Below are 17,532 nucleotides of genomic sequence, written 5' to 3' on the forward strand. Positions count from 1 at the left end.
CCCATCAGCGCATTCCCAACGCCCGCAAGGCGAAGTAAACCTCAATCGAAGTCTGCTTAATCGTCTCAGCGATCACCAACGACCCGTGCCCAGCGTCATACCGGTAGAACTCATGCGGCGCGTCGCGCTTGGCGAGGCGGTCCAGGTAGTTCTCGATCTGCCTGATCGGGCAGCGCGGGTCGTTGTCCCCGGCCAGGATCAGCACCGGGGCGGCGACCGCGTCCACGTACGTCAGCGGCGAGCATTCGCGGTACACCGCGGGCACGTCGTCCGGGGCGCCGCCGAACAGGGCACGGTCGAACGAGCGGAGCTGTTCCATCTCGTCCTCGTAAGCGGCGACATAATCGGCCACCGGAACGCCCGCGACGCCGGCGGCCCATCGGGTCGGCTGGGTGCCCATTGCCAGCAGGGTCAAGTATCCGCCCCACGAAGCGCCGTTCACGACGCACTTGTCCTTATCGGACAGTCCACTTTCGACAGCCCAGTCGTGCACCGCCGCGACGTCTTCCAGTTCGGTCAGTCCCGGGCGGCCTTCGATGGCGTCGCGCCATGCCGAGCCGTACCCGGTGGAGCCGCGGTAGTTGACCTCGACCACGGCGAATCCGGCGTCCAGCCAGGTCGCGCGGTAGGCGGAGAACCGGTCCTCGTCGGCCGCGTGCGGGCCGCCGTGCAGGGAGAACACCGTCGGCAGCGGGCCGTCGGGAGCGTCTGCCGGCCGGGAAACCAGCGCGTGGATCCGGCCGCCGACACCCTCGACGAACGCGTCGGTGACCGGCGACGAACCCGGTGCGCGTTCGCCGGGCGGCGTCAGCAGGACGGAATCGGTGCCGTCGGCCGCGCGGGCACGGACCGCGGCGGGCTCCGCGGCGCTGGACCACGAGTACTCGATGGTTCCGTCCGGGCGCACGCCCGCGCCGCCGATCCGGCCGGCCGGAGTGTCCACAGCGGACAGTTCGCCGGTGTCGAGGTCGTAGCGGTACAACGAACTGCGCGCCTCGTGGAAGTGCACGACCAGCAACGCGCGCGCGTCCGGATACCAATCCGCGACGACCTCGCCGGGCAAATCAATCAGCAGTTCGGTTTCGGTGTCCGCCTGCACATCCCACACCAGCAGCTCTTCGCGACCGCGGCGTTCGTGCAGGACCAGCACGCGCTGGTCGCCCGGCAGCGGCGAGAACTCCAGCGCCTGCAAGCCTTTTCCTTCGCCGTCCCATTTCTCCGCGACGGTGGCGAACCCGTCGGTGGACAGCACCCGCAACGCCGGATGCCGCGAATCCCCGTGCTCGGAATGGGAAATAGCGAGCAGGCTTTCGTCACGCGACATCGACGCGATCCCGGCGTCATCCGAGTGCTGGTAGAAACGCTCGGTCACGCCGTCGATTTTCGCGAACAGTTCGCTGCCGTCGTCGGTCGAAACGCCGGCCGCGATCACTCGCCGGCCGATCTCCAGACCGGCGGGATAGCCGTCGTGAATATCGGGCAATGCTTTGACGGCCGCGGAACTGTCGCCGTCGAAGGGCTGGCTGCGCCACGATCCGAACTCGTCGCCGTCGGTGTCGTCGAACCACCAGATGGCCGCTCCGTCGGGCGCGGGCGTCGCGTGCAGGGTGCCGTTGGGCCGGCTGGTGACGCGCCGGTGACTGTCGGTGGCCCGGTCCCACGCGTAAACCTCCCAAACGCCACTGGCGTTGGAGACGTACACGTTGGCATCGGGTGCGTCGCGAGCCCATTCGGGCACCGAGATGCGCGGCGCGTGGAACCGCGCCAGCCAGCGCTTTTCGGCTTCGGCGTCGTCGAACAGGCGGTCCGGGACCACCGCGGGCGGATTTTGGTTGCCTGACTGCGTGCTCACCCCTCGATCCTGCCACCTTCCACCCGTACTCTGTGCGGGGTGCTGGAGGGTTACGCGCCGGGCTGTGCCCAAGACGCGCTGTCGATGATGAACACGCGCACAGCGAGTGACCGCGCCGCGTTCGCCCGATCACTCTTCACTCCAGGCTCCCGAGTCCTGGACCTTGGCTGCGGCCAAAGCTCGATCCTCAGCTCCCTGGCCCCGGACGTGCGGGTGATCTGCGTCAGCGTCTGCCCAACGGCACCCGCTTCGCCGTCCACAACGGACTACGTGGCCGGAGCGGTCTACGCACTTCCCTTTGCCGCTTCATCGATCGACGTGGTGTTCTCTCATTCTCTCTTCGAGCATCTGTCCGACCCGCGCGCGGCGCTGACCGAAATCCGCCGCATCCTGCGCCCCGGCGGCAGGCTGGCGTTGGCCGCGCCGGACTGGAGCCGGGCGAAAATCCGTCCCAGAACAGCAAACGTGGACGCCGCACTGCGCGGTTATTACCTGGTGCGCCGCCGCGCGGGCGGCGACCCTTTCGCGGGTCGCGCTATCGCCGCCCACGTCGCCGACGCCGGATTCACCGACATCGTCGAGCGCGCTCGCTTCCGTGAAGAGCTGTCTTACCGGTCACTGGCCGCCTACATGGAATCCCGGCTGGCCGTCGCCTTGTCGGAAGCCGGGGCGAACGATCGCGACCAGGTGACCTCCGCGGCTCGGTCCGCTTGGTCCTGGGCGAGAACCGCCGCTGTCGGAGACTTCCAGCAGTGCTGGCAAGAGCTGACCGCTACCTGCTAGTCCGCGGGCGGCATTACCGGGCGTGGCCGGAAAAAGACCCGCACCCGCCGCGAACGTGGTGAACGCCGCGTCCGGATTGACCCAGCCTTGACCGCCGCGGCTTAACGCGAGAAGGCCAGCCCGAGAACCAGGATTACCGTTCTCGCCGTCCGGATGCCCTTGCCGCGGGAAACCATCGCGGCAGAATAGCCGCGGTCCCTGAAAGGCCATTGCTTTCCGATTTCGCAGCGAGGGCGCGGAACCACCTGGATCAAGATCGCGGCTGCCTGTCCCCATGCGCATCGCGAACGCGATCGGCACGCGGAGCAGTGGAACCGGGGAAACGTGAAGGCCGGGCAGTCGCGATCTCGTGACTGCCCGGCCTTCATACGTCGGGGTGGCGGGATTTGAACCCACGACCTCCTCGACCCGAACGAGGCACGCTACCAAGCTGCGCCACACCCCGAGGTACTGCTTAGCGGGTCGGGAGTAAGTCTAGCGGACGGGTTTCGCGGCTTTACGCGGGGCTGGTTTGCGGGGGGTCGGCGGCCCCGGATCCGCGCGGGACCAGCGTCAACAGGCTCGCTTCCGGCGGGCAGGCGAAGCGGGCGGGGGCATAGGGGGAGGTGCCGAGTCCGGCGGAGACGTGGAGCCACATGCGGGCTCCCCAGCGGGAGGCGCCGCGGGCGCGGCTGCGGTCGAGTTCGCAGTTGGTGATGATCGCGCCGTAGCCGGGGATGCGGAGCTGGCCGCCGTGGGTGTGGCCGGCGAGGACGAGGTCGTAACCGTCGGTGGCGAAGGTGTCCAGAACGCGCGGTTCCGGGGAGTGGGTGACGCCGAGGCGGACGACCGCGGTGGTGTCGGCGGGTCCGGCGATGTCGGAGTAGCGGTCGCGGTGCAGGTGCGGGTCGTCGACTCCGGCGGCGAAGACGGCGCGGCCGCCGACGTCGACAGTGCGGCGGACGTGCGTGAGGTCGATCCAGCCGTGTTCGACGAAGGCCGCGCGGAGGTCGCGCCAGGGCAGCTGGGTGCCGTGGATGCGCTTCTTTTTGCCGCGGGGCATGAGGTAGCGCGCGGGGTTTTTGGGTTTGGGCGCGTAGTAGTCGTTGCTGCCGAACACGAACACCCCTGGCCGGTCCAGCAGCGGGCCGAGCGCGCGGAGTACGGACGGGACCGCCGTGCGGTGGGAGAGGTTGTCGCCGGTGTTGACGACGAGGTCCGGGTCGAGTTCGTCGAGCGCGGCGACCCAGCGTTGTTTGGCCTGGTGGCCGGGAAGCATGTGCAGGTCGGAGACGTGCAGGATGGTGAACGGCGGCGTGCCGGGCGCGAGTACGGGCAGTTCCGCGGTCCGCAGGGTGAAGCGGCGGCGTTCGATGCCGACGGCGTAACCGAGGGTGGCGGCCCCGAGGGCGATGGTCCCTGCGGCCAACCGCTTCGCGGTGCCCCCGGGCGGACTGGCGTTACCGAGCGTGCTCACAAGGTCGAGGATACGTGTTCGATCGGGTCGTCCGCCGTGGCCGGTGCCGGATGGCGTAGGGCGAAGGTCTCAGCGGTGCTCTCTCGACATCCGGCTCCTGGCGTCGTTGGATCGAATTGGATTGGACCAGTCCGACGGAGATGCGGAGCCTCGCGATGGCGATCACGTTTCTCTTTTTGCTGGCGGTGCTCATTTTGCTGGTGGTGCTGGCGGCGTTCCCGTGGCGCCGGCGAACAGAACCCTGGGCGCTGACCGCGGTTGTGCTGTTTTCGCTGGGGTGGCCCGCCTACGAGTACTGGGACCGCGGCATCCCCAGCCACTGGGCGCCGCAGGTGTGGCTGATCACGCTGGGACCCGGCTTTCTGATCGCGATCGTGCGGCTTTTCCGGATCGCGCTCAAAGGCTGAGCCCGGACAAGCGAAACGGGGCGGGAGATCGCGTCTCCCGCCCCGTTTTCACCGGATTCAGTTGGTATAAGCCGGATCCTCCGGTGGCAACGGAACGACCGGCTGGTCCTTCATGATGTTCGTCATCGCGCCGAACCACGTCTGCGCGGGCGTCTTGCCGCCGAACATGTTGCCGGTGCCGCACGTCGACACGTCGCCGACGCCGTTGTAGCAAAGACCGCCGCTGCCGCCTTCCGGACGGAAAACCATGGCCGCACCGGCCATCTGCGGCGTGCCGGCCACGAAGGTCGCCGAACCGTTGTTCTGGGTCGTTCCCGTCTTGCCGACGAGCGGCCGGTTCCAGCCGACTGCTTCAGCGGCCTTGGCGGACGTGCCGCCGGGCTGGTCGTCCTTGCTCATGCCGACCGCCATGGTGTTCGCGAGGCCTTCCGGCACGACCTGCTCGCACGCCGCTTCCTTGATCGGCACCGGCTTTCCGTCGCGGTCGGTCACCGACGCCAGCGGGGTCGGCGGGCACCATTTGCCGCCGCTCAGGATGGTCGCCGCGACGTTCGCCATTTCCAGGCCGCTCGTCGGGCTGAAGCCCAGCGTGAACGCACCCGTGCCCGGGTAATTGCCCTTGGGCCCGTAAGCCTGGGCCTGGGACTGGTTCTTGCCCGTGTCGGTCGACTTCGGGTCGACCTTGCCGCCGCCGGGGTTGCTCGCCATCGTCTCGCGCATGCCCAGCTTCGTCGCCATGTCGATGGCGGGCCCGGTGCTGCCGAGCTTGTCCTCCAGCGCCACGAACGCGGTGTTCGGCGAGGTCGCCAGTGCTTGCTGCAGCGAACCCGAATCGGGATAGCCGTTGCCGGCGTTGCCCACGCAATACCAGCGAGTGTTCGGTGCGCCGGTCGCCGGACAGTGCGGCTGGCTGCCGGTGAAGACGTGCGAGACGTAGCTGTTGCCGATCGGGATGTTGCTGTAGATCCCGGCGATGTGCTGGTTCAGCACCGCCGCGGTGGTGAAGATCTTGTAGCTCGACCCCGCGCCGCCGGTGTTGAACACGCCGGACGGGAGCGCGTACGTCGTCTGCCCTTGATCCGCGTCGATGCCGTAGTCGCGGTTCGCCGCGAGCGCCACCACTTCGTGCCGGTCCTTGCCCGGCCGGATCAGCGAAAGCGTGTTCGCGACGTTCTTCTGGGTTTTGCTCACCTGTTGCTCGGCCGAGACCTTCGCCTCGTGGTTGGCCTTCTCGTCCAGCGTGGTCTTGATCGTGTACCCGCCGGTGTAGAGCTGGTCCTCCGACATCCCGGCCTTGATCAGATAGTCCTGGACGTACTGGCAGAAGAAGCCGTTCTCGGTACCGGCCCCGGTGCAGTTCGACGCGGGCTTCTGCGGGGTGTCCGGCACCACGCCGAGCGGTTCCGCCTTGAACTTGTCCGCGTCCGCCTTCGCCAGCTTCTGGTTGCTGACCATCCGGTCGAGCACCAGGTTGCGCCGTTTCGTCGCTTTGTCCGGATGATTCCACGGGTCGAGGACGATCGGGTTGTTCACGATGCCCGCGAGCAGCGCGGCCTGCGGCACGGTCAGGTTCTCCGGCGTGGTGTTGAAGTAGGCGTGCGCGGCCGCTCCGACCCCGTAGATCTGCCGGGAGAACTCGACGATGTTGAGGTAGCCGGCGAGGATCTGGTCCTTCGAGAGCTTGGTCTCGAGGTTGATCGCGATCCGGGCTTCCTTGAGCTTGCGCGAGAGCGACTGCTCCTGCGCCTTGGCCTGGCCGTTCTTGTCGCCCCGGTAGACGACGTTGATCAGGTAGTTCTTCACGTACTGCTGCGTGATCGTCGAGGCGCCCTGCGTGTCCCCGCCCGCGGTGTTGGAGACGGCGGCGCGCAGCGTCCGGCCCCAGTTCACCCCGTGGTGCTCGTAGAACGCCTTGTCCTCGGCCGAGAGCAGCGCCCACTTCAGCGCCGGGTTGATCTGGTCCGGCCGGACCGGGATCCGGTACTGCTTGTACAGCGTCGCGATCGGCTTGCCGCCGGAGTCGGTGATGGTCGTCACCAGCGGCGGCGGGATGTCGGCGAGGTCGGAAGACGTCTTGTCGACCGTCTCGCTCGCCTGGTTGGACACGACCCCCGCGGCGCCTACCACCGGGAACATGATCCCGGCGACCAGCACCCCTGCCAGCAGGCACAGGCCGATGAGCTTGAAAAGACCATCCGTTTTGCGCACGAAAGCCAGGGTACTGAAGCCTCGTGTCGCCTTCGTGACCTCACGCCCGCGCGCCCCCGCGAGCGATCAATAACGGGACCCCGTGACGTGACCTCAGGTAACGGAATGCATGCTAGGTCTCGACGGAGGGAACCGAGGGACCCTACAGTCCGTCAACGTCTCACGTAGATGCCGACAGACGGAGCAGCCCGGGTGGGAGCCTGGCTGGTCCGGACAGCGGCAGCGGCACCGGGGAGGTGCCGTCACCGACGTGCGGCGCAGTGGGAAACGCTCGCGGGGGTGGGAGCGGGAGCTTCGCCTTCGCTGGTGCCATACACCAGATGAGGGAGCTGGGGGTATGCAAACCAATCAGGTTGGCTGGCGGGTCGATGCCTCGTGCCGGGACGCTGATCCCGACGGGTTGTTCGTGCGAGGCGCCGAACAGAACAGGGCGAAAGCCGTGTGCATGGGGTGCCCGGTCCGCACCGAATGCCTCTCCGAGGCGCTCGACGGCCGGATCAATTTCGGGGTCTGGGGCGGGATGACGGAACGGGAGCGGCGCGCCCTGCTGCGCCGTCGCCCGGACGTGACCAGCTGGACTGACCTGCTCGAAGCGGCCAAGCGGGACGCGCTGGCCGCCGCGGCGGGCTGAAAACCTGCTCGTGAGCGGCTGTGCTCAGGCGCAGCCGCTCACGACGTCAGCTTTGCTCCGATGTCGCGCAGGCCCTCGAGGTCGTGCACGTCACCGGCGAGCGCGGGCACCCGGGTCAGCGGCACTTCCGGATGCGCGCGGGTGAAGCGCGCCAGCAGGCGGTTTTCCCGTTCGGCCAGCGCCACGCGGTCGGCGTGCAGCCGCAGCACGGCCTCGGCGAGCGGCGCGTTCTGCACCGACTCGGCGGCGGTCAGCGCTTCGGTCGCGGACAGCGGCGCGAGCACCGGGTGCGTGCGGTTGGCGACCAGACCGGCCAGCGGCATCGACTCTCCGGCCAGCCGCTCGACGAAGTAGGACGCCTCGCGCAGCGCGTCCGGCTCCGGCGCGGCCACCACGAGGAACGACGTGCCCGACGACCGCAGCAGCTCAGCGGTCTTGCGCGCGCGTTCGCGGAATCCGCCGAACATGCTGTCGAAGGCCTGCATGAACGCCGACGCGTCGGCCAGCAGCTGGCCGCCGATGATCGTCGACACGGCCTTCGCGAACATCGAGAACCCGGCGCTGACCACCTTGCGCAGACCCCAGCCGCCCGCCTTCGCCGGGCCGGTGAGCAGCCGGATCATCCGGCCGTCGAGCGCGGTGGACAGCCGGGTCGGCGCGTCGAGGAAGTCGAGCGCGGACCGGCTCGGCGGCGTGTCGACGATGATCAGATCCCATTCGTCGGTCGCCGCGAGCTGGCCCAGCTTCTCCATCGCCATGTACTCCTGCGTGCCGGAGAACGACGTGGAAATGGTCTGGTAGAAGGGGTTCTGCAGCAGCTGCTCGGCCCGCTCCGGGCCCGCGTGCACCCGCACCATGTCGTCGAACGTGCGACGCATGTCGAGCATCATCGCCCACAGTTCGCCCTTGGGCTCGAAGCCCTCGACCTGCACCTGCTTCGGGTGATTGCCCAGTTCGCGCAGCCCGAGCGCCTGCGCGAGCCTGCGCGCCGGGTCGATCGTCAGCACCACGGTCTGCCTGCCGCGTTCGGCGGCCCGCAGCGCGAGCGCCGCGGCGGTGGTGGTCTTGCCGACGCCGCCGGAACCGCAGCACACGATCACGCGGCTGGCCGGGTCGTCGAGGAGGGCGTCCACGTCGAGCACCGTGTCGGCGGGCATCAGCGCACCCCCTGTTCCTGCAGCGTTTCGGCGAGTTCGTAGAGCGCGGCGACGTCCACGCCGTCGGTGAGATCCGGCAGCTCCAGCGTCGGCAGATCAGCCTCGGTGAGCTGTTCCCGGGCTCGTTGCTCGGCGGCGACGCGGACGGCGTGCTCCACGGTTTCCTCCACGAGCGCGTCGAGCGTCGCCTCCGGCAGGTTCAGCCCGGCGGAGGCGAGGCCGGAGCGCACCCGGTCGGCGTCCACCCGGCCGTCGGCGGCCGCGGTCACCGAGCGCGCGGGCAGCCGCGGCGGGCGGACCCGGTTCACCAGCACCGCGCCCGGCCGCAGGTCAGCGCCGTCGAGTTCGGCGACCGCCTCGACGGTCTCGCGCACCGGCATCTCCTCCAGCAGCGTGGTGAGGTGCACGGCGGTCTCGCCGGAGTGCAGCAGCCGGACGACGCCGTCGGCCTGGCCGCGGATCGGGCCGGTCTTGGCGAGGTCGGTGAGCGCCTTGGTGACGTCGAGGAACTTCACCACGCGTCCGGTCGGCGGCGCGTCGACGACGACCGCGTCATAGGTGTGGCGGCCGTCGGATTCCGTGCGGCCGACGCATTCCTTGATCTTCCCGGTCAGCAGGACGTCGCGAAGGCCCGGCGCGAGCGTGGTGGCGAATTCGATCGCCCCCATCCGGCGCAGCGTCCGCCCGGCGAAACCGAGGTTGTAGAACATCTCGAAGTATTCGAGCAGCGCCGCTTCGACGTCGATGTGCAGCGCGCGCAGTTCGCCGCCGCCGGGGACCGACGCGATCCGCTGTTCCGCGTACGGCAGCGGTTCGGTGTCGAAAAGCTGTGCGATGCCCTGGCGGCCCTCGACCTCGATCAAGAGCACCCGGCGCCCGCGCGAGGCGAGTGCGAGACCCAGCGCCGCGGCGAGCGTGGTCTTGCCGGTTCCGCCCTTGCCGGTGACGAAATGCAGCCGGGCCCTGGCGAGCTCGTCGGTCCAGCCGGCGGAGGGTGTGGTCACATCCTCAACACTAAACCGGTGCTCAGCTGGCCAGCATCATGACGCTGACCGCAGCCGCGACCGCCGCGACGACGATCCAGGTCACCAGGGCGGGCAGCACCGTCAGCGTGAGCACTGCCACCACGATCAGCCCGGTGAGGGTGACCGCGCCGGACACGGCCACGTGCCCGGAGTCGTTCTTCCGGTCCCTGGCTTTGGCCATCACGGCCAGCACGAGCGGCAGTCCGGCAACGGCGAGCAGCACGGTCGCGACGATCCGCCAGGTCTCCACGTGCCCACGCTAGCGAGCGACGATCGGATGTGAACTGACCCACACTCGCCCGGCCTAGCCAGGCGTTGCCCTGGACGGGTGACGGGCTTTCGGCGGCGGCGGTCCGGAGGGGCCTTGCCCGCTTGGTTACGCTCCCGAGTCATGAGTGCGACCAAATGGGAGTACGCCACCGTCCCGCTGCTGATCCACGCTACGAAGCAGATTCTCGACCAGTGGGGCGAGGACGGCTGGGAGCTGGTGACCGTGCTGCCCAACCCGAGCGGCGAGCAGCACGTCGCGTACCTGAAGCGGCCGAAGAGCTGAGGGGGCGGCGTTGACCTGGAGCGACCGGCTCGCCGAACTCGGAATCGAACTGCCCGGAGTCGCCGCACCACTGGCCGCGTATGTGCCGGCCGTGCGCACCGGCTCGCACGTCTACACCTCCGGCCAGCTGCCTTTCGTTGACGGCGCGCTCGCCGCGACCGGCAAGGTCGGCGGCGAGGTCAGCCCGGAGGAAGCCAAGGGCCACGCCCGCACGGCGACGCTGAACGCGCTCGCCGCGGTGCACGCCCTCGTCGGCATTGACTCTGTTGTCCGGATTGTCAAGGTGGTCGGTTTCGTCGCCTCCGCGGAGGGCTTCACCGGCCAGCCCGCGGTCGTGAACGGGGCGTCCGAGCTGCTCGGCGAGATCTTCGGCGACGCCGGGGTGCACGCCCGGTCGGCCGTCGGCGTCGCGGAGCTTCCGATCGCTTCGCCGGTGGAAGTCGAACTGATCGTGGAGGTGGAGTGATGGACCCCGACATCGAACAGTCCCTGCACGAACTGCTGCTGCGGCTCGCCGGCCGCACGCCGGACCAGCTGTTGTGGCGGTTCCGCGACTGGCTCGGCGAAGGCGCGATGGGGACGCTCGCGCGGACCCTGCCGAGGTCTTTGCTCAAGCACAGGATCGATTTGGACCAGGCGGAGTACCGCCTGCTCGTGGCCGGTCTGATCCCGCACGGCGCCGACTGGCACCAGGTGAGTTCCACCCTGGGGGTAGACGACGTCACCGAGACCAGGTACACATTCACGCAGAGTGCGCCCGAATGGGTGAACTCCGTCGACTCTGTGTCCGTCTTGCTCCACGCGACGTTGCGTGGACGCGCGGATGTGGGGGAAGTACGGCAGAGCTGGCGGCGCCTCGGCGCTTCCGGCGAGGGCGGGGCGAAGCGTGTCCTGCTGGTGACGGCGACTGCGGGACAGCCCCGGCTCACCGGTGAACTGCAGCGGGTGCTGCGGGTCATGGGGGACGAGGAACCCAGCGTCGAGGTCATCCCGCCGCGCTTCGACCTTCCCGGGTACCACCGGGCCGCGCTCGCCGAGTCCGAGCTGGTCTGCGTAGGCGCCGCGGGCGCCGGTCATCGACTTGTCGCCGCTTAACGCTCGTTGCCGCCAGGCGAGCTGGGAGGAGCAGAGCCATGGTGGAGGTTCACGACGGCCCGATGGACGGGTTCTCGGTGCCCCTGCGCCTGCATAACTTGTTGCTGGCCCTGGCGGGCCGCATCGACGACAGCGCGCTTACCGAAGCGCGGGAACTGATCGCCCGGGCCCACATCGACGAGGCGGTGGAACTCACCACCGGCACGTTGATCGCGGGCCGGATCGGGGTGAGCGAGGCCGAACAGCGCGAGCTGGCGCTGGTCCTCGAGATGAGCCGGTCGGACGCGACGCTCGCGAACGATCTGCTGGTCACCGACCACGAGCCGATGCACACGCACCGGTTCACGGGCGACAACCAGCCCGAGTTCGGTCTCGCCGAAGCGCTCGACCGCACCCTGCAGGTGCTGCCCGACGTGCGTTCCGTGCACGCGGTGTGGCGCAACACCCCGGCGGGCAGCGTGCCGGGCGCGTTGCCGCAGCGGGTCGTGCTGGTCGAGCTGGGTCCGGAGGGCAATCCGCCCGCGGTCGCGTTCCGCGTCGACACCGCGTTGCGCCGGGCGGGCATCCGTTCGGTCGTCGAGGTGAGCGGCCCGGGGATCCCGCAGTCGGATTACCACCAGGCCGCGGGTGCTGTCGCGAGCCCGGTGTGGGTCACCGGCAGCACGCATTCGGCCCCGGACTACCGGCCGGAACCGACGCCGCAGCGCAGTGCCCCGGCACCCGCTTCGGCCCCGGTTCCCGAACCGGTCTCGGAAGCCCCGAGCCGCCACGGGCACCGGCAGCCCGAGCCGGAGCCGGTAGCCGCCGCGGAGCCGGTGGTACCGGTCGCGCCGGTGGTGCCGATCGTGCAGGCCGTGCCCGCACAACCGGTCGCGATGCCGGAGCCGGCGGCTGAGCCCGCCGCGTCTTCGGAGCGTCCGCGGACTGCCGGGTCGGAGACGCGCGCCGAGCGCACGTCGGACCTGACGCCGTCCGAGGTGGCGCAGCTGCGGCGCGCGCTGGCCGAGGATCCGGAGAAGGGCCGCGAGATCGCCGCGGGCAAGCCGAGCATGCACGAGGTGGTCGAGCTGCCCGCGCTGGATCTGGACGACCCGAGCCTGTCCGAACGCGACCGTGCCCTGTTGCGCGAGCTGCACGAGGAACTGGCCGAGCGCGAACGCGCCGAGGCCGCCCGGTTGCGGCTCAACGGCGCGTCTCGTTCCGGCGGGGACCAGCACTGGTCCTGACTTTTTGTTCGGTGAAGGGTCCCTCGCGATTCCGGCGAGGGGCCCTTCGCTGTTTCGGTCCGTTGAGGGCCGCTGGGTCCTTCACGGCTTTCGGCGACCGTGAGACGGCGGCTTTGGGCTGGCTCGGGACTGTCGTGAGGTGACACAAGTAATCCGCGACGCGTACGGATTGCGAGGTATGTTGCCCGGGTGGAACGGCCGCGTGAATTCGTTTTCGACATCCCCGCCCGTCCCGGCATCGCGATCCGGGACAACGCGGATGGCCCGCCGGCGACCCCGAAGGACGCCGCCACGGTGATCCTGCTGCGAGACACTTCGCCCGGCGTGGAGGTCTTTCTCCAGCACCGCGTGATGGGCATGGCGTTCGCTGGCGGGATGACTGTGTTCCCGGGTGGTGGCGTGGACCCGCGCGACGCCGACGCGTCCGTGGCGTGGGCCGGGCCGCCGCCGTCGTGGTGGGCCGAGCAGTTCACCTGCGACGAAAGCCTCGCCCGCGCGCTCGTGTGCGCCGCGGTGCGGGAGACGTTCGAGGAGTCCGGCGTGCTGCTGGCCGGGACCGAGGACGCGGTGGTCGCCGACGTCGCGCCGTATCACGAAGCGCGAAAAGCCTTGGAATCACGGGAAATCTCGCTCGCCGGCTTCCTCGCCGACGCCGGGCTCACCTTGCGCGCGGACCTGCTGCACCCGTACGCGCACTGGGTCACGCCGCCGCAGGAGCAGCGTCGATACGACACCCGCTTCTTCGTCGCGAAGCTGCCTGAAGGTCAGCGCGCGGACGGCGCGACCTCCGAAGCCGCTGCCGCCGGTTGGCAACCGCCCGCGGAGGCGGTCGCGGACGCACGCGAAGGCCGTCGCACACTCATGCCGCCGACCTGGCTGACCCTTGTCGAACTCGCCGAGTTTTCCGAGGCCGACGCGGTGCTCGCCGAGCCGCGCGAGATCGTGAAGACCGTGCCGACCCTGGTCCGGGACGGCGAGAACATCCGCGTTGTCCTCGATACTTCGGAGTCCTGAGTGACCGCTCCTGCTTATGGCGTGCTGCGCCGTGTTTCCGAGACCGCGTCGGTGCTGTTGGAGAACAACCCGTCGACGATGACGTTGGAGGGAACCAACACCTGGATCCTGCGCGGTGGCGACGCTGCCGCTTCCGTAGTCGTCGACCCCGGCTACCACGACCTGGACCACCTGGAAAAACTCGCGGGGGTTGGCCCCGTCGAGCTGATCCTGCTGACGCACCACCACCCGGATCACGCCGAGGGCGCACCGTGGTTCGCCTCGAAAACGGGCGCGCCCGTCCGAGCCTTCGACCCTTCCCTCTGCATCGACGCACCCCCCTTCGCCGACGGTGATGTCATCACGGCGGGCGGCCTGGACTTCACCGTCCTGCACACCCCCGGCCACACCGACGATTCGGTGTCGCTGCTGGTAGCAGGCCAGATCCTGACCGGAGACACCATCCTCGGCCGAGGCACGACGGTCCTGCACGACCTTGGCGACTACCTGCGCTCGCTGCGCAAACTGATCGCCCTGCCCGCCGGCACGCCAGGCCTGCCCGGCCACGGTCCGGAGCTGCCGGATCTGCCCGAGACCGCACGGGAGTATTTGGCGCACCGGGAACAGCGCCTGGATCAGGTGCGTTCCGCCTTGCGAACGCTCGGCGAAGACGCGACGCCGCGGCAAGTGGTGGAGGTCGTCTACGCCGACGTCGACCGCGCGCTGTGGGCTCCGGCCGAGGCGAGCGTGCGCGCACAACTGGACTACCTACGGGCTTCTTCGGAGGACGGACAATGAGCAACGTCGAGGTCGAGTTCTACTGGCGCCCAGGCTGCGGCTTCTGCTCGGCCCTGCGCCGCCCCCTGCTGGAGAGCGGCCTGCCGGTGCGGGAAATCAACATCTGGGAAGAGCCTGGTGCGGCCGAGCGAGTGCGCGAGGTGGCGAACGGGAACGAGACGGTGCCCACGGTGATCGTCGGGTCGACCGCGCTGGTGAACCCGACTTTCGACGAGGTCAAGGCCGCGGTGGCCGCGGAAACGGCTGCCTGAGGGCGGTTCCAGGCGCGCTGGGGCGGCTTCCTTGCGCTCCGCGAGCGAGCGGGGCTGGCTCGTGGGGCTCTCGTGGGCTTGCCTCGGGCGCACCGGGAAGGCCGGGTTGCTCCCGGCTTGCTCGGGATGCCATGGCAGAGGCGCGGCTCGCTCGGGTGCCATGGCGCAGGCGCGGCTTGCTCGGGACGCCGTGGCGCAGGCCTGGCTTGCTCGGGATGCCATGGCGCAGACTCGGCTGGCTTGGGCGCGCTGCGGCGCAGGCGCGGCTCCTCGGGGTTTGCTGCAGCCTGCACCGGCCTGGGTGCCTCCGCAGGCGGGAGCAGCAAGCTCTTCGCCGCGCACCCGTCCTCGCGGTGCCGTCGGCCGCAGGAGAGACTGCCGCAAACCGGTACCGGCGTGACCCCGCCCAGCCCGGTCCCGCTCCGCGCGGCGCAGCCAACTCAGGCCGATTCGGCTCAGCCTCGCTCCCGGCACAAGCGCATCCCAGCCCAATCCGGCTTGGCTCCCGCTCGCTCCGGCAGTGCCCCGCAGCGGGCCCGTCACCGTGCGGCCGGACCGCGGCGACCCTGGATCGCATCTCGCCCGTCTGCCCGAACCAGCCTCAGCGAGCGCAGGTCACCGAGGCAGCAATGGCATCAGGTAGTACTTCAATCTCACCTCCCGTCCGTCCTCATCAGCCGGGGTCAGGACGCAGGCTCGCATTCCCGGTTGGATCGCCAGTCGTATTCGTTCTCCGGTGAACGGGGCTAGTGCGTCCAGGAGGTAGCGGGCTTGGAAGGACGGTGACGTCCGGCCGCCGCAAACGTTTGCCTTCAGGTGTTCTTCTGCTTCGCCGGTGTCTTGGCGCGTGCTGGCCAGGCGGAGGTGTGCGTCGCCGACTTCCAGGGTCAGGACGCGGCGGTCTTCGGAGTAGACGCCGACTCGGCGGATGGCGGCGGCTAGTTCGTCGGCACCCACCTCGACTTCCGTGTCGACCGCGTCCGATGGGATTGCGTCTGCGGACAGGAAGCCTGCGTCCAGGACTGCCGTCGTCACGGTGCCGCCGGGCCAGCTCAGGGCGAAGTGGCCGGTGTCGGCGTGCAGTCCCATCGCGCCGGAGCTGTGGCGGGCCGCTTCGGTCAACAGAGTGGCTGGGACCAACACGTCGATGGGCTCCAGGACCTCCCGAAGTGGCAGGCGGGCTACAGCCATTCGGTAGCGGTCTGAAGCTGTCAGGCATAACTCGTCGCCAACCGACTGCACGCGTACACCGGTGAAGACCGGGAGCGGGTCGTCTTTTGCGGCGGTGCCTGCGACGGTGCGTAAAGCTGCGGCGAGAGCAGTGCCGTCCACTTTGGACAGCAGAGGGGGCGGTGCCGGATCGTGCAGCAGGTCGCGGTCCAGCAGGGGCAGGGCGAAGCGGGCATTGTCTGTTCGGATCGCGAGGCGGGTCCCTTCGACACACAGCCGGACTTGGTCGACGTCCAGCATGCGGACCGTTTCGGCGAACGGTGCGGCTGGCACTACGACTTCGCCGTCGAGATGCGTCGTCGCTGGGCAGGACAGCTGGACGGCCAGGTCGCGGTCGTTGCCGGACACGACGAGACCGGCAGCGTTCGCCCGCAAGCGCAGACGGGCTTGTCTCGAGAGGAGTCGGCTGGCGGCAGTTACGACCGCCGCTAGCGGCCGTACGAAAGAAGTGAGATCCATGCCACGCAACGTAACGGCGACCACCGACAAAAACGCGAGCCAAGGCAGTTGAGCTGCGGAAAGGCCAGCGTGGGCGCGAGACGCCTAGCCTGCAGCCCCAACGAGAGCGGGGTCAGCAACCGCGGGCGAACCAGCCCGCACGGTCCCGCGCAGCAGCCACACCACGCCAGCCAACGCGACACCAGCAACACCGGCGGCCAAGAATGCCGAAGCGGTCCCGGAATGCTCGACCAGGTAACCACTCACCGACTGCCCGGCCGCGAGACCCAGCGTGACCGCCGTGAGGACCCACCCGAACGCCTCGGCCGCGGTGCCGCGCGGGGCGACGACCTCGATCGCCGCGGAATGGGTCGTCGATTGGGGCGTGATCATCGCGCCGGCCAGCAGCATCAGCAGCGCCAAGGCCCACAGGCTCGACGGAAGGGCAAGCAGCGCAACGAAAGCGCCGAATCCGCCCAGCAATACCGGCAACCGCAGGCCGAGGCGGCGCGGCCACGGGTGCAGGCTGTAGGCCACGCCGAACGCCACCGAGCTCAGCGACCACGCCGACAGCAGCAAACCGCTCAACGAGGGGTGGCCGGATTCCGTTGCGGCGGCCGGAACGGCGACCTCCACGAACCCGATCACCATGCCGAAACCGAGCGCTGCCAAGGCAAGCGTCCGCATCCCGGGGCTGGCCAGCGCGCCGAGCAGCGGCGTCTTGGCCTTCGGGGCCGGACCCCACGCGCGCACGGTCGGGTTCAGCGCGAACAGCACCGCGCCGGTGACCATGGTGATCGAGCCGACGACCATGCCGGTGCCCGCCCACGGCGCGGTGATCAGCAGGCCCGCGATGCCGGGGCCGAGAATGAAGAAGACCTCCATGCTGATCGCCTCGTACGACAGCGCGGCGTTGCGGGCAGGCCCTTCCGGCAGGATTTTCGTCCACAGCGCCCGCGACGCCGAGCCGACCATCGGTTCCGAAAGCCCGGTCGCGGCGGCCAGCGGGATCAGCGCGAACGTCGGCAGATGCGCCTCGATCGCGACCGCCAGCGACGCCATCGACAGCGCGAACACGGCGGCGACGATCAGCAGCGGGCGGCTCGGCCCGAACCGGTCGATCAGCCTGCCCTGCACGACCGCGCCCACCGAGACCCCGGCGAGCGAACTCGCCGAGACCAGCCCGGCCGCGGCGAACGAACCGGTTTCGCGCTGCACGTACAGCAGCGCGGAAATGCCGATCATCGCGATCGGGAGCCGGGCAAGGATCGACGCGATCACCGGGCCGCGAGAGCCAGGAGCGGTCAGCGCGGCACGGTAGTCGGCGAGCGTGGTGCGGCCTTCGGAATGGGCAGACTGGGACACGCGTACTAGTATGGCGAAATTGGTACGGAGGTACCAGTAATTTTCTGGTCGTCTTGGTCACGCC

At 69.4% G+C, this 17,532-nt stretch carries 17 protein-coding genes, 1 tRNA gene and 1 pseudogene; 10 read left to right on the forward strand and 9 right to left on the reverse strand.

The features are described from left to right. Positions 1 to 4: 4 nt before the first annotated feature. Positions 5 to 1,852, reverse strand: a complete 1,848-nt coding sequence (locus tag AB5I40_RS29330) for a prolyl oligopeptidase family serine peptidase (protein WP_370933464.1) — start codon at positions 1,850 to 1,852, stop codon at positions 5 to 7. A 39-nt stretch (positions 1,853 to 1,891) separates the two neighbouring features. On the opposite strand from AB5I40_RS29330, the gene AB5I40_RS29335 reads away from it, so the two are divergent. Beyond that, entirely contained in the window at positions 1,892 to 2,635 is a 744-nt protein-coding gene (locus tag AB5I40_RS29335) for a methyltransferase domain-containing protein (protein WP_370933465.1), read from the forward strand. Positions 2,636 to 3,006: 371 nt separating this feature from the next. Here the strand turns inward: AB5I40_RS29335 and AB5I40_RS29340 are convergent. Next, a tRNA-Pro gene (locus AB5I40_RS29340) sits at positions 3,007 to 3,080 on the reverse strand. Positions 3,081 to 3,109: 29 nt separating this feature from the next. Then, positions 3,110 to 4,043: pseudogene (locus AB5I40_RS29345) on the reverse strand (metallophosphoesterase). Between the two features lie 203 nt (positions 4,044 to 4,246). On the opposite strand from AB5I40_RS29345, the gene AB5I40_RS29350 reads away from it, so the two are divergent. Continuing rightward, positions 4,247 to 4,498 carry a hypothetical protein gene (locus AB5I40_RS29350; RefSeq protein ID WP_370933467.1) on the forward strand — a complete coding sequence of 84 codons (252 nt, stop codon included), beginning with the start codon at positions 4,247 to 4,249 and terminating at the stop codon, positions 4,496 to 4,498. A 57-nt stretch (positions 4,499 to 4,555) separates the two neighbouring features. On the opposite strand, the gene AB5I40_RS29355 is transcribed toward AB5I40_RS29350, so the two are convergent. Continuing rightward, positions 4,556 to 6,706 (reverse strand): transglycosylase domain-containing protein, encoded by a 2,151-nt coding sequence (locus tag AB5I40_RS29355; RefSeq protein WP_370933468.1) that lies wholly within the window; start codon positions 6,704 to 6,706, stop codon positions 4,556 to 4,558. 337 nt (positions 6,707 to 7,043) lie between these two features. Between AB5I40_RS29355 and AB5I40_RS29360 the strand changes: the two genes are divergently transcribed. Continuing rightward, a complete protein-coding gene (locus AB5I40_RS29360) occupies positions 7,044 to 7,337 on the forward strand; it encodes a WhiB family transcriptional regulator (RefSeq protein WP_116205781.1) in 294 nt (97 codons plus the stop codon). Between the two features lie 38 nt (positions 7,338 to 7,375). Here the strand turns inward: AB5I40_RS29360 and AB5I40_RS29365 are convergent, their stop codons facing one another. The 3 genes from AB5I40_RS29365 to AB5I40_RS29375 are packed head-to-tail and all read right to left on the reverse strand — an operon-like array spanning position 7,376 to position 9,769. Next, entirely contained in the window at positions 7,376 to 8,494 is a 1,119-nt protein-coding gene (locus AB5I40_RS29365; protein ID WP_370933470.1) for an ArsA family ATPase, read from the reverse strand. After that, positions 8,494 to 9,498: an ArsA-related P-loop ATPase gene (locus tag AB5I40_RS29370; RefSeq protein ID WP_370933472.1), complete on the reverse strand. Its 1,005-nt coding sequence runs from the start codon at positions 9,496 to 9,498 to the stop codon at positions 8,494 to 8,496. Before AB5I40_RS29370 ends, AB5I40_RS29365 begins: the two co-directional genes overlap by 1 nt. A gap of 22 nt (positions 9,499 to 9,520) precedes the next feature. Next, on the reverse strand, positions 9,521 to 9,769 hold the full coding sequence (locus AB5I40_RS29375) for a hypothetical protein (protein ID WP_370933473.1): 249 nt from the start codon (positions 9,767 to 9,769) through the stop codon (positions 9,521 to 9,523). A 141-nt stretch (positions 9,770 to 9,910) separates the two neighbouring features. On the opposite strand from AB5I40_RS29375, the gene AB5I40_RS29380 reads away from it, so the two are divergent. The 7 genes from AB5I40_RS29380 (at position 9,911) to AB5I40_RS29410 (ending at position 14,435) form a co-directional block, all read left to right on the forward strand. Then, positions 9,911 to 10,072, forward strand: coding sequence for a DUF4177 domain-containing protein (locus AB5I40_RS29380; protein ID WP_020664158.1), 162 nt, complete (start codon positions 9,911 to 9,913; stop codon positions 10,070 to 10,072). Positions 10,073 to 10,082: 10 nt separating this feature from the next. Further along, the gene (locus AB5I40_RS29385; RefSeq protein WP_116205785.1) at positions 10,083 to 10,538 is read left to right on the forward strand and encodes a RidA family protein; all 456 of its coding nucleotides are present in this window, start codon (positions 10,083 to 10,085) and stop codon (positions 10,536 to 10,538) included. Beyond that, complete coding sequence (locus AB5I40_RS29390; RefSeq protein WP_037808399.1) at positions 10,538 to 11,167, forward strand: hypothetical protein; 630 nt, start codon at positions 10,538 to 10,540, stop codon at positions 11,165 to 11,167. Before AB5I40_RS29385 ends, AB5I40_RS29390 begins: the two co-directional genes overlap by 1 nt. 38 nt (positions 11,168 to 11,205) lie before the next feature. Then, positions 11,206 to 12,393 (forward strand): hypothetical protein, encoded by a 1,188-nt coding sequence (locus AB5I40_RS29395; protein WP_370933476.1) that lies wholly within the window; start codon positions 11,206 to 11,208, stop codon positions 12,391 to 12,393. A gap of 189 nt (positions 12,394 to 12,582) precedes the next feature. After that, positions 12,583 to 13,407: an NUDIX hydrolase gene (locus tag AB5I40_RS29400; protein WP_370933477.1), complete on the forward strand. Its 825-nt coding sequence runs from the start codon at positions 12,583 to 12,585 to the stop codon at positions 13,405 to 13,407. Then, positions 13,408 to 14,184, forward strand: a complete 777-nt coding sequence (locus AB5I40_RS29405) for an MBL fold metallo-hydrolase (protein WP_370933479.1) — start codon at positions 13,408 to 13,410, stop codon at positions 14,182 to 14,184. Beyond that, entirely contained in the window at positions 14,181 to 14,435 is a 255-nt protein-coding gene (locus AB5I40_RS29410) for a glutaredoxin domain-containing protein (protein WP_043827085.1), read from the forward strand. The genes AB5I40_RS29405 and AB5I40_RS29410 overlap by 4 nt, the downstream gene beginning before the upstream one ends. Positions 14,436 to 15,050: 615 nt before the next feature. Here AB5I40_RS29410 and dnaN read toward each other — a convergent pair. Both dnaN and AB5I40_RS29420 read right to left on the reverse strand, forming a co-directional pair. After that, entirely contained in the window at positions 15,051 to 16,124 is a 1,074-nt protein-coding gene (gene dnaN, locus AB5I40_RS29415; protein ID WP_370933481.1) for a DNA polymerase III subunit beta, read from the reverse strand. Positions 16,125 to 16,208: 84 nt separating this feature from the next. Beyond that, positions 16,209 to 17,468 carry an MFS transporter gene (locus tag AB5I40_RS29420; protein WP_370933483.1) on the reverse strand — a complete coding sequence of 420 codons (1,260 nt, stop codon included), beginning with the start codon at positions 17,466 to 17,468 and terminating at the stop codon, positions 16,209 to 16,211. Positions 17,469 to 17,532 lie beyond the last annotated feature (64 nt).

The sequence above is a fragment of the Amycolatopsis sp. cg13 genome (assembly GCF_041346965.1).
GTDB lineage: Bacteria > Actinomycetota > Actinomycetes > Mycobacteriales > Pseudonocardiaceae > Amycolatopsis.